The 12,392-nt window shown below is 49.1% G+C and carries 15 protein-coding genes; all 15 read right to left on the reverse strand.

Annotated elements, in window-relative coordinates:
• Positions 1–27: 27 nt before the first annotated feature.
• Positions 28–486 carry a GreA/GreB family elongation factor gene (locus tag KNO72_RS01425; RefSeq protein ID WP_214757097.1) on the reverse strand — a complete coding sequence of 153 codons (459 nt, stop codon included), beginning with the start codon at positions 484–486 and terminating at the stop codon, positions 28–30.
• Positions 487–550: 64 nt separating this feature from the next.
• Positions 551–1,234, reverse strand: a complete 684-nt coding sequence (locus tag KNO72_RS01430; protein WP_015881481.1) for a zinc metallopeptidase — start codon at positions 1,232–1,234, stop codon at positions 551–553.
• A gap of 38 nt (positions 1,235–1,272) precedes the next feature.
• Entirely contained in the window at positions 1,273–1,890 is a 618-nt protein-coding gene (locus KNO72_RS01435) for a DUF1405 domain-containing protein (protein ID WP_214684455.1), read from the reverse strand.
• 86 nt (positions 1,891–1,976) lie between these two features.
• A complete protein-coding gene (locus tag KNO72_RS01440) occupies positions 1,977–2,771 on the reverse strand; it encodes a menaquinol-cytochrome c reductase cytochrome b/c subunit (protein ID WP_015881479.1) in 795 nt (264 codons plus the stop codon).
• Positions 2,772–2,804: 33 nt separating this feature from the next.
• Entirely contained in the window at positions 2,805–3,476 is a 672-nt protein-coding gene (qcrB, locus tag KNO72_RS01445; protein ID WP_015881478.1) for a menaquinol-cytochrome c reductase cytochrome b subunit, read from the reverse strand.
• Between the two features lie 19 nt (positions 3,477–3,495).
• On the reverse strand, positions 3,496–3,996 hold the full coding sequence (locus KNO72_RS01450; protein ID WP_015881477.1) for a QcrA and Rieske domain-containing protein: 501 nt from the start codon (positions 3,994–3,996) through the stop codon (positions 3,496–3,498).
• 110 nt (positions 3,997–4,106) lie between these two features.
• Positions 4,107–4,547: a YpiF family protein gene (locus KNO72_RS01455; RefSeq protein WP_015881476.1), complete on the reverse strand. Its 441-nt coding sequence runs from the start codon at positions 4,545–4,547 to the stop codon at positions 4,107–4,109.
• A 160-nt stretch (positions 4,548–4,707) separates the two neighbouring features.
• Positions 4,708–5,241 (reverse strand): ReoY family proteolytic degradation factor, encoded by a 534-nt coding sequence (locus KNO72_RS01460; protein ID WP_015881475.1) that lies wholly within the window; start codon positions 5,239–5,241, stop codon positions 4,708–4,710.
• A gap of 23 nt (positions 5,242–5,264) precedes the next feature.
• The gene (locus KNO72_RS01465) at positions 5,265–6,539 is read right to left on the reverse strand and encodes a tetratricopeptide repeat protein (protein WP_214684456.1); all 1,275 of its coding nucleotides are present in this window, start codon (positions 6,537–6,539) and stop codon (positions 5,265–5,267) included.
• Positions 6,540–6,568: 29 nt separating this feature from the next.
• Positions 6,569–7,819, reverse strand: a complete 1,251-nt coding sequence (gene aroA / locus KNO72_RS01470; RefSeq protein WP_078146745.1) for a 3-phosphoshikimate 1-carboxyvinyltransferase — start codon at positions 7,817–7,819, stop codon at positions 6,569–6,571.
• A complete protein-coding gene (locus KNO72_RS01475) occupies positions 7,816–8,871 on the reverse strand; it encodes a 3-dehydroquinate synthase (protein WP_078146744.1) in 1,056 nt (351 codons plus the stop codon). The genes aroA and KNO72_RS01475 overlap by 4 nt, the downstream gene beginning before the upstream one ends.
• Positions 8,865–10,028, reverse strand: coding sequence for a chorismate synthase (aroC, locus tag KNO72_RS01480; protein WP_078146743.1), 1,164 nt, complete (start codon positions 10,026–10,028; stop codon positions 8,865–8,867). Before aroC ends, KNO72_RS01475 begins: the two co-directional genes overlap by 7 nt.
• Positions 10,029–10,037: 9 nt before the next feature.
• Complete coding sequence (locus KNO72_RS01485; protein ID WP_015881470.1) at positions 10,038–10,817, reverse strand: CheR family methyltransferase; 780 nt, start codon at positions 10,815–10,817, stop codon at positions 10,038–10,040.
• Between the two features lie 101 nt (positions 10,818–10,918).
• On the reverse strand, positions 10,919–11,338 hold the full coding sequence (ndk, locus tag KNO72_RS01490) for a nucleoside-diphosphate kinase (RefSeq protein ID WP_015881469.1): 420 nt from the start codon (positions 11,336–11,338) through the stop codon (positions 10,919–10,921).
• A 91-nt stretch (positions 11,339–11,429) separates the two neighbouring features.
• A complete protein-coding gene (locus KNO72_RS01495) occupies positions 11,430–12,392 on the reverse strand; it encodes a polyprenyl synthetase family protein (RefSeq protein WP_078146741.1) in 963 nt (320 codons plus the stop codon).

Consider the following 12,392-nt stretch of genomic DNA (forward strand, 5'->3'; position numbering starts at 1 on the left):
CGTTCACAGAGATGAACGGGCGATTTTTTATGATTCGATGTGGAGCACCTCGACTTGAATCGTACCTCCTGGCGTTTCCACATGAATCATTTGCCCCATTGTCGCCCCCATCAAACGACGACCGAGTGGCGATGTCACGGAGATGCTTCCTCGGTCTAGATCCGCTTCTGCCTCACTCACGATTCGATAGCGCTCGGTCTCTTCTTGTTGCACTTCCCGAATCACGACCTGATTTCCGAACGTCACGACTTCCGACTGAACGGATTCGACGATGGTCGCGTCGTCAAGGAGGCGATTCAGTTCTAATACATCCGCCTCGATCCGCTCATATTGACGTACCGCTTCAGTGTAGGTGACGTCTTCGCGGAAATCACAAAACTTTCGAGCTGTCCGCAACCGTTCACGCGCATCCGTCCGCTCTCTTCTTAGCATCGCAAGTCGATTTGTCAATTGGTGATGACCCGTCTCGGTCAGCTTCGGTTTCATTGACAACATTTCCTTTCAACAAAAAATAAAAAAATCCCGCCTACCGACGGGATTCCATTCAATCCTATTCCTCACGTGGCATAAAGACGATGAGTGCCAAACGAATAAGTTCGGCAACCGCAACGAGCGTTGCAGCGACGTAAGTCCAAGCCGCAGCATTCAACACTTTACGTGCACCAGTCTCTTCTGTCGCCGTCACGATTCCGTGAGACGTCAATTGCGCCATCGCTCGTTTCGATGCATCGAACTCGACCGGTAACGTGATCAACTGGAACACGACCGCCCCGAGCATCATGATGACACCGAGTTGAGCCAACCCGAGTGCCCCGAATAAGAAACCACCGAGCAACAATGGGAAAGACAAGTTCGACGTGATGTTGACGACCGGAACAAGACTATGGCGGACGCGCATCATCTTATAGTCTGTCGCATCTTGAATGACGTGACCGATCTCGTGCGCAGCGATCGCGGCAGACGAGATTGTCGACCCTTGATACACTTCGCGAGACAAACGAACGACTTTATTGACCGGGTCATAGTGGTCGCTCATGAGTCCATCGACCATTTCGATTCTCACGTTGTGCACACCGTTTTGTTTCATGATGAAATCAGCGACCTGTGCACCTGTGACACCGCTTTGGAGCGGTTGTTTCAAAAACTGCTTATACGTACTTTTCACTCGCATCTGGGCCCATAAGGGGATGAGCATGATCAGTGCAAGATAGAAAATATAGCCACCTAATGACATTTTCTATTTCACCTCTGCATGTATTTGATAATTTGATTTTACATTCTTATGACCTTATTTTCAAGCGATGGGCGTAGTACGAACGCATATCCCATAAAAAAACATAATCCGGTCAACCAGAAAGAGCCGTAGCCGATCCACATGATATGTTCCGCGAGTGACGGATAGCGCGGCCATTGACCGAGCACATAATCGACGACGTCATTATGAATTACCCAAATCAATGAACAGACAAACGAAGTAATGGTCCATTTCATGAATGGTGCGTAGATGAGTGCTTGAAGCGCCATCGCACCATGAGAGACCATCAACATGACAGCCATCAAGATGGTCAAGGTCGGCGCATCCGGTGGTAACGTACCGAGATACATGATGTTCATGATTACGGCCCAGACCCCGTATTTGACCAACGTGATGAAGGCGAGTGTCTCGAACAACGGGGAGCACTTGTTAGCTAACCAAAGTCCGAGAACAATCGTAAAGAAAAATGATGCCGTCGGACTATCCGGTACGAACAGCCAATAGATGTACGGTGTGTCACGCAATTGAGGCTCATACCAGATATATCCGTAAATCGTCCCTCCCAAGTTGATGATCAATAAAACAGTCAGTACAATCCGATGCATCAAGAACGGTTTTAAAAACATGGGGTTCATTATCTCAATCCTTTTTCTTCAGTTTATCGTATGCGTCGTGCAGAAGTAAAAAAGTGTAGCCCGATATCCAGGCTACACTTGAAGACTTACTTGTTATTTTCGCCGCCTTCACCGTATGAAGCGATGAACTCAGACATGGCTTGGAGATCTTCATCTGAACCGTCCCACTGACCAGCTGGCATCGTACCGACACCGTTGACCGCGATTTCCGCGATCTCTTCGGCCGTATACTGCGTTCCGACGAGTGCTGGAGCCGCTGCTCCACCTTCTAGGTTTTGACCGTGACAGTTGACGCAAGATTGAGCCGAATAAATCTCATATCCTGGAGCCGCTGTATCGATTTCAGGACCTTCACCTGGAATTTGAAGCTCACCTTGTGCATGGACTTGATCCCAGTGTGTCGTTTGAACAGATTCCCAAGTCAAGTAGAAGACCGAGAGAATTCCAAGTAACATGAAACTGATCGCGACTGGTCGTTTCGCCGGTCGACGCTCAAGACCTTGGTCAAGCCATGGTGCAACGAGAAGTGCCGTGAACGCCAAACCTGGAATAATGACTGTGCCGAGTAAGATCCAGTCCCCAGCAGCGAATTGATATTTGAGTAATTGATACAAGAACAAGAAATACCAGTCCGGCAACGGAATGTATGACGTGTTCGTTGGATCGGCGATATTTTGAAGCGGTGGTGCCTCGACAATTGTCAAAGCGATGAATCCGATCAAGAAGACCGACCCTACCATCCACTCTTTAAGCAAGAAGTTCGGCCAGAACGCCTCTGTGCGTCCTGGGTATTCTGAATAGTCTTTTGCAATGTTTTGTTTCCGATTCGAGATTCCTACTCGAGAGTCGGTTACAAATTTCATCCCTTTACCGCGATGCATATCGTTTCTCCTCCTTTTTCTCCTCGAATCGGCTTATAGCGGTCCAGAAACCCCTTGTTTACGAATCATCAAGAAGTGGGCTCCCAACAGTCCGAACAATGCCGCCGGTAAGAAGAAGACGTGAATTGCGAAGAATCGTGCGAGTGTGCTCGCCCCGACAATCTCACCACCAGCGAGAAGTGTCTTCGCAATACCACCGATAACCGGTACACTTTCAGCGATTTGAAGCGTAACTTTTGTTGCGAACAATGCCTTCATGTCCCATGGAAGCAAGTATCCTGTGAGTCCGAGCGCCAAGACGACGAAGAACAAGAGAACACCGACGACCCAGTTGAGCTCACGCGGCTTCTTATACGATCCCGTGAAGAACACGCGGAGCGTATGTAAGAATAACATGACGATGGCTACAGATGCGCCCCAGTGGTGCATCCCACGAACGATTTGTCCGTGTGCGATCTCATTTTGCAAATAATACACCGACGCGTGCGCGTTGATGATATCTGGTACGTAATACATCGTCAAGAACATCCCTGAAAGGATCTGGATGACGATTGTAAAGAACGTCAAACCGCCAAAACAATAGACAAATGCAGAGAAGTGATGAGCAGGGTTGACGTGTTCCGGTACTTCATGGTCTGCGATATCGCGCCAGAGCGGTGTGATGTCTACGCGTTCATCGACCCAGTCATAAATTTTTTGTAACATCGGCTAGTTCCCCCTCTCATTACTGAGCGACTGGACTACCTAAATATAGGAAGCCGTCTTTTTCTTCTTTTTCATAACGTGCAAGTGGTGCTGTCGGTGGTGTACCTGGGATGTTCGTTCCATCTTTTTCATAACGTCCCAAGTGACATGGACAGAAGAATTCTGTTGGACGAGTCGGGTCACCAGCGTAGGCTACCTGACAACCTAGGTGTGTACAAATCGGAGAAAGCGCGACAATCTCGCCACTATCTGTTTTGTAAACCCATGCTGAAAGCGTTTCTTCAAATTCATACCAAGCATCTTGTGTTTGTTTCTTAAAGTCGACACGTTGCGGCTCAGTCGTGATGTCATCAAGACTCATTACTTTTACTTTGTCGCCTGCACCGGATTTTTTCAAAACCGGATCGATCGCAAAGTTGACCATCGGACTGATCAATGTTGCCGCCATAAAGCCACCTACTCCAGTCAGTGTGTACGTTAAGAACTGACGGCGCGTGACTTTTGACCCATTTTGAGCCATTTCGTTCCCCCCTCATTCGTGTGCATAACCCCATAATTCTTTATGCATTCTTCACAAAAATTTCTCACTCAACAAAATAGTATATCAATAAAACCTCTACGTCAACCGCTTCATGTCGCCATCCAACGGCTCGAAAGTTCCGTGATGACTTGCGTCGCAAAATTCTGGACCATCGTGTGCGCCTGATCGCTTGACATCGATCCAAGCGCGAGCGGCGGTACGAACAAAACCGGCAAATCAAATGCTTTGAAACGGACGTCTGACGCGATAAACAATACGTGAGAAAATCCGGATGAATTTGCTTTCGCCACCACATCCTGCGCCAACTTCACACCAGCTTCCACATCGGTGTAACTGATGGTCGGGCTGAGCATCGTTCGACCAGATAATTGACGTTCTGTCTCAGCCGTGACGGCATGAATCACTTCATAGCTTTCGGCTTTACGAACCATATCTTCACCAAACGCCAATTCTGCGAGCGGAACGATGAGCGTATCGACGTATTGTCGTTCGGCAATCGAGCGGAGTGCCCCTTGACTATCGAACCTCATCTTTTCCCTCCTCTCCTTCATATCTCATCATGTCTATTGTAGCGTACATGACTTCGCTCACCTTTCAAAGTTATGAACGAACTGTGAAATAAATGTGTATTCCTACGTAATTAATATACCAAAAAACAAGCGCCTACCGGAACGGAAGCGCTTGTTTTTTTCAAAATAATTTAGATGCTCGCACTTGATGAAGTTGAGTCGTCAGATTGCGGAATAAATTCTCGTCTCGTCGGTCGAGCGCTTTATCGATTTCAATCAGCAATCGCTCTTCTTCAAATTGAGCAACCGATGCTTGAATGACCGTTTGAGCAGAGGAAGAGACTTCGTCTCTCACTTCTGCCACTGGTTCAAACGGATTCTGTTCGACGATGTCGACCCAGTTCTCATCGATCATCATGCCTTGAAAATTTAACTCTACATAGATTGGCCCATCGTGTAGACGGATGTCATGATAAGCCTTCTCAGGATTCATGGTCACAAGGTCTCCCCGTCGGTATCGAAACGGTTCACCGTCAAACCCGTACGCTGTCATCACGAGACTTCGTGGTGAGACTGAAGCGTTTGTCACGAAATGAACGTTGCCAAGCTTTTCAGGATGTCTTAACCAATAGTCAAGAATCCACTTTGCTTCACGTTTCCGAAGCGTATGATGAGCGACGAATCGCTTCAAAAAATTACGTTTCCGCTCGACCATCTGACCTCATTCCCTTCCCTTATTCATTCTACGTCATCAGACAATTGTTCGAGCTGTTCTTCGAGCAATTGGCGATCATCGAGATCGACCACCAATGCAAGCGATTGCTCGACCACACGTCGCGCATCTTGTCTACGACCTTCCTCTATCAACAGTGTAGCCCATTCCGTCACAAATGACACGTCCTCTTTCATCATCGGCTCAATTGAGGCATACAGACTGACCGCTTCGTCATACGCTTCGAGCTCATATTTCGCCTTCGCCTTGTACCATGTCATGAGCGGCGACGTCGTATGATCTTCGAGTGCATCGATGGTTTCGAGAACGTCATCAAATTCTCCTGCTTCAAATAAAATCGACAAGAGCAATTCTGTCGCTTGTAACGATTCTGGATTTAACACGAGCGCCTCACGCAGTTCTTTAATGGCACCGTCCCGATTTCCGAGTTTGAGAAGCAGCCTTGCTTTAACGTGCCGCAGTTCATCATTATAATCGTCGCGCGTGATGCCTTGATCGACGATCTCGATGGCCTCTTCCGTTTGCCCGATTGCATCGAGTGCCTCGGTATAAGGCAAGTAGAGCGACGTGAAGTCTGGGTCCATCGCCTGAAGCTCTTTGAACTGCTTGATCGCCACTTCCTCACGTCCGATCCGATGAGCCGTCATCGCATGACCGAAGACGGTATTCAAATCACGATGTGTGGCCCGCTCGTATTCCTCGAGCGCCTCTTCAAACGACCCGACCATCGTGAGGGCCTCCGCGTAATCCGCTTGATAGTCGATTTCAGCCGGCAACTTCATCTTCGGAAGTCGCGCATAAAGTGGAATGGCTTGTTCAAATGAACCGGTCGAGGCATACAATTCAGCCAATCCATAAATGAGTAAAGGTTCATCCGGATTTTTCTCGAGCGCCTCCATCAGTTTCTTCACTGCCACTTCATCCAATCCTTGCGATTGATACAGGTCAGCGAGGAGGACGAGGCTCCTCACTTGCGTATCTGCGTCATCCGATTTGATTTTTTCAAGCACGGCAATCGCTTCCTCTTCACGGTCACTATCCAAATACGCTTCCGCTAGCGATAAGGCGACATTCGGGTCTCCCTCATAGTCGACGTATAGCTTTGAGAGAACGGCTGTCGCTCGGTCGGCAAGACCTAACTCTAAATAGAGGTCAGCGATAGCTAAACGGTCATCATCCGACCCTTCCTTCTCAAGTTCTTCTAAATGCATGAGTGCATGTTCCGTCTCACCTGACTCAAGCATCTCGATTATATGTGTTAAAGCTGATTCATCTAGCATGGTTCGTCCTCCTGGGCTTCGGTTTGTCGTTATTCTATCTTACGTTGAACCCGTTGTAAATCTTCACGGAATCGAGGATAGCTGACATCGGATGCCTCGATCCCCTCGATGTGAACGGCTTCATCGGTCACGAGTGACGCAATCTGTAACATCATGGACAAGCGATGGTCTCCGTAAGTCGAGACATCCCCTCCGTGAAGGCGACTCGGCTGGACGATGAATCCGTCCTCGGTGCCGACGATGTCCACACCTAATTTGCGTAGTTCTGAGACGACCACCTCAATCCGGTCGGTTTCTTTCACGCGCAGTTCCGCTGCATCTTTTACGATGGACGGTGAATTCGCCTGAGAGGCGACGAGAGCGAACAGGGGTAATTCATCAATCTGTGAAGGAATGAAATCCTTTTCGACGACCGTGCCGGATAACTCACTCGTCGTGACCGTCACGTCCCCGACTCGTTCTTCACCGACCAATCGTTCGTTCGAAATGACGACATTCGCGCCCATCCGTTCGAGCGTACGTAAAAATCCGATCCGCGTCTCATTCAAACAGACGTCCGTCGTCGTAACCGAACTATTTGCCACCATGGCCGCCCCTGCCCAGAAAAATGCAGCCGATGACGGGTCTGCCGGTACGTCGACCGTACATCCGGTCAATGTCGAGGGTTCGACACGGATGACGCGTAACCCTTCTTCGTTTACAATCGACAGCTTCGCACCGAATAGGGGCAACATGCGCTCGGTATGGTCTCGTGACAACATCGGTTCTCGAACAACCGTCGTACCCGAGGCACGTAAGCCGGCGAGTAGGACGGCCGACTTCACTTGGGCGCTCGCGACCGGTAACGTATAGTCAATCGATCGAAGCCCCGTCCCTTCGATGACGAGAGGCGCCATATCCCCGGTCACATGTGCACCCATGTTTCGTAAAGGCTTGGTAACGCGGCGCATCGGACGTCTAGATAACGATTCATCGCCTACGAGCTCAAACGACCCGTTATAGCCGGACAAGAGACCGATCAGAAGGCGCATCGTCGTACCTGAATTCCCACAGTCAAGCCGTGCCGAGCGCGGAGACTCGATACCTTTAATGACTAGTTCGTCTTGCTGTTCTGTCACATCGGCTCCAAGTGATCGAATCGCCTCGATTGTCGAACGACAATCGGCACCGAGGAGCGGATTCCGCACGTGCGTCGTCCCGTTCGCCATCATCCCGAATAATAATGCCCGATGTGTGATGGATTTATCACTCGGTACACGGATAGAACCGTTTAAACTCATCGTTCCCACCATCCTTTCATCTGTTCAAACGTCTGTTGAAGATGTTCTAGCTGTACCGACTCAACGGTGATCGTTTCACGAAGTAACACAAAACGAATTGCACCGTGACGGTTCTTTTTATCCCGAATCATTTTTTCCACGTAGCGGTCGAATGGTTGCCAATCGATCGGCGTGACGTCATTTGAACGCATCCAATCGAACAACTGCATCGCTCGAACTTCATCTCCAGACACGAGAAAAGCGAACACCATCCCATGTAAAACCGCTTCCCCATGTGGGATCCGATAGGCTTCCACCGACTCAAGGGCATGACCGAACGTATGCCCAAAGTTGAGCCAAGCACGAATGCCCTGTTCTCGCTCGTCCTTCTCGACAATGGCTTGTTTCACTCGAATCCCACGAGCAAGCCACGACACCCAATCCAATGGTTCGTTCTCGTTCAAGTCTAAAAACAAGTCGTCCTCGAAAGAGGATTCGAGGACGTAACGTGATAAGTACGCATGTTTCAATAACTCACCGAGACCGCTTCGCACTTCCTGGACGGACAAGGTGTTCAGTCGAGTGACGTTGTAATAAACGCCTGATGGCTGATAGAACGAACCAATCGCATTTTTCGCAAGGGGGTGATTGACTGCCACTTTGCCTCCGACAGCCGAATCGTGAGCCAAAATCGTCGTCGGCACTTGTATGTATGGAACGCCTCGCATGTAGACACTTGCTAAAAAGCCAGCCAAGTCGCCAATCATCCCACCACCAAAGGCGACAATCAACGTCTGGCGGTCACATCCATGGCGCAATCCTTCTGCGACAAGCTGCTCGAGCTGAGATAGCGATTTCGACGCATCACCCGCTTCGACGACGGACGAGACGACGTGAGGATGGGTCAGTTTCAATGTAGAACGGAACGACTCTCCGTAAAGAGACTCGACATGTTTATCCGTAACGACCCATAGCATCGAATACCTTGACCAATCAACCGAATCGATCCAACGATCCTGATTGTCCAAGACGACGTCGTATGGGGTCGATGCTGAGATTGGAATCGTTACCATACTCGTAACTCCTCCCGATACTCATCGACTCGATGTTTGATTCGTTCCATCGTGTCGTGCCCGAACGTCTCACACATTTCCTTCGCGATTTCAAATGCGATGACCGCCTCAACGACGAGGGAAGCGGCAGGCACGGCGCACGAGTCACTCCGCTCGATTTGAGCCAAAAATGCCTCTTTCGTATCAATATCGACCGATTGTAAGGGTTTATAGAGGGTCGGAATGGGCTTCATGACGGCTGAACAAAGGATCGGCATCCCCGTTGTCATGCCCCCTTCAAATCCACCGAGATGGTTACTCAGTCGCGTATATCCATCATCCCCGTATGCGATCGGGTCCATCACTTCAGAACCCGGACGATACGCCATTTCGAACCCTTCACCGAATTCAACACCTTTAAACGCGTTGACACTCATGACCGCTTGTGCGATTTTCGCATCCAGTTTACGGTCGTACTGCACATACGAGCCAAGTCCCGGTACAATACCATGTACTTCTGTACACACGATCCCACCGATCGAGTCTCCATTTGCCTTGGCCTCATCGATGCGATGCATCATTCGCAACGCGGCCGCTTCATCTAACGTACGCACCGGTGACGCATCGACGACTGCTTGTGCTTCTTGAAGCGAATCGAATGTACACGACTCCGCACGTTCCCCACCAATCACTTTGACATAACTAAAGAGGGACACCCCGACTTGTTGAAGGAGTTGCTTACAGAAAGCTCCGACCGCGACACGAGCCGCTGTTTCCCTTGCGCTCGAGCGCTCCAACACGTCACGTAAGTCTCGATGGTCATACTTCATCCCACCGACCAGGTCAGCATGTCCAGGTCTCGGCCGAGAGACGCGGCGCTTCACTTCGATGTCGCTTTCAATCGGTTCCGCCTGCATGACGTGTTTCCAATGCGTATGGTCTTTATTCTCAATCCAAAAAGTGATGGGTGCACCCGTGGTCACGCCATGCCGTATTCCCGAACGAACTTCTACTTGGTCTGACTCGATTTGCATGCGGCGCCCTCTACCGTAACCAGATTGACGTTTTTTTAACTCCGCATTGATTTGCGCAATATCGATCGCGAGTCCGGCTGGGGCCCCTTCAATGATGACCGTCAGACCGGGACCATGTGATTCACCAGCTGTCAAATAACGCATCCGATCACCTCATCCATCTATTTTTTCATAAAAGAAACTTTGCTTCATTGCGTAGCCATAACGCTTCGGTTGGAAAATTTGTTCCGTTCCACCGACAAATAGCATCCCACCTGGACGTAACGCCCGTTGGAATGACGTATATACCTTCTCTTTCGCTTCTTCAGTGAAGTAGATCAAGACATTTCGACAGACGATCAAATCAAAGTTACGTTCGTACACATCCGCTAACAAGTTATGCTTCTTAAATGTCACGAGTTGCTTGATCTCATCTGAAATATAATAGTCGTCGCCACGACGGGTAAAGTAGCGCTTCTGAAACTCCTCCGGCAAATCGATGAGCGCCCGCTCATGGTACTTTCCTTGCTTCGCTTTTTCGATGACGACATCATCTAAGTCCGTGGCCATGATTGAAAATTGAGATGGGGCCAGATGTTTCGACAACAACATGGCAAGTGAGTATGGCTCTTCTCCTGTTGAACAGGCAGCACTCCATACGCGAAGCTTCCCTTGACTCGAGCGAATCAGATGCGGGAGGATGTCCTCTTCAAGCTGTTGCCAACGAATCGGGTTGCGATAAAATTCACTCACATTGATTGTCATCCGGTCGAGAAACTCCTCGTAAAGTTGACGATCTGTATCCATCGCCTTCAAATACTCCAAAAACGATGCATACCCCTTCTTTTCGCGTAGTGCGACCATACGGCGCTTCATCTGCGCCTCTTTATATAAGTTCAAGTCAATACCCGACTTGATATAAAACTTTTTTACAAAGATGGCATAATCATTCATCACCAATTTCAACCTCAATTCTTTCTCATTTCCGCATTCTTCTGATCTCAGGCAACTCAAAGGGAATCAAAAAGGGACAGGTTTCCCCGTCCCTCGAAAAGTCATGAAACGTGTGAAGCCACTTCAGCGAACCAAAGTGAGAGTTCACGTTCCGCGCTGTCCACACTATCAGAACCATGAATCACGTTTTGTGACATCGTCGATGCAAAATCGCCGCGAATCGTTCCTGGTTGAGCATCCACTGGCTTCGTCTTCCCGATCATTAAACGAGAGACGGCCACGATGTCTTCCCCTTCCCATTCCATCGCAACAACAGGACCAGAAGTCAAAAACTCAACCAATTCACCAAAGAACGGCTTTTCTTTATGCTCTGCGTAGTGTGCCTCTGCGACCTCAACTGACGGTGTCACCATTTCGAGACGGTTCAACGTATATCCTTTGTTTTCGAAGCGTGAGATGATTTCCCCAATCAATCCACGTTTTACCCCATCAGGTTTAACCATTAAAAATGTCTTTTCCATTCCCCAAATCCCCCTAAGTCTATAAATGTGTACGATGTACGTATTTAGTGTACACGGTCCGACACATTTTTGAAAGGGGTTACATGGGCATTCACCATTTGCGTTTCCCAATATATTGCGCAATTTCAATTAACGATCGCTTGTCCGGAACATCCGGCAACCCGTCTAGTCGGCGGATGGCACGGTTGACGTAACGATCAATCGTCCGTTGACTGCGTTCTAACGTTCCGTTTCGTTGCACTTCCCGGACGAGAGATTTCGTCACTTCCACATCCGTCGAGGCGTTCACTTGACGGAGACGTTCATAAAAGTCAGGGTCCTCAGATGAATACAGGAGCGGTAACGTTTTATGACCGTGCTTCAAATCTTCCCCGACCGGCTTACCGAGTTGAAAACTCTTAGCGGTAAAATCGAGCAAGTCATCCGTCATTTGAAAAGCCATGCCGATATCATATCCAAACAGACTTAATTGCCTCACGATTTGTGGAGACGCTCCAGAGATGACAGCTCCTGCCGCACAACTCGTTTCAATCAACAGAGCGGTCTTTCGCGCAATCCGATCTAAATAGCGCTTCGGTGATTGCCCCCACTCAAATTGATCTTGGATTTGATTGATTTCACCGACACAGATTCGTTCCATCGTATCTGCCATGATGCGCATCACTTCTGGTGAATCAATTTCGGATACGAGACGAATCGCTTCTCCGAATAACGTATTCCCTGTATACATCGCTACTGTTTCATCATATCGTTCCATCACGGTCGGTTTGCCACGACGGAGCATCGCGTCATCGATGACATCGTCATGCACGAGTGATGCCATATGAATCAACTCAAGACTTGAGGCAACTTTCGTCAAACGGATATCTTTCGTCTCACCGAACCCGGCGCTCAGTAAAACGAAGGCGGGTCGGATGCGCTTGCCACCGGCATCGAGTAATTGGCGCGATGCCGATTCAATGACAGGGTGGTCCGTCCTGACTCGAGTAGATAAGAATTGATCGATTTGATCAATCTCTCGGTTCATATGACGATAAAGTCGCTTCAAAGACAT

It is taken from the genome of Exiguobacterium sp. s123, from assembly GCF_018617075.1.
Taxonomy (GTDB): Bacteria; Bacillota; Bacilli; order Exiguobacteriales; family Exiguobacteriaceae; genus Exiguobacterium; species Exiguobacterium profundum.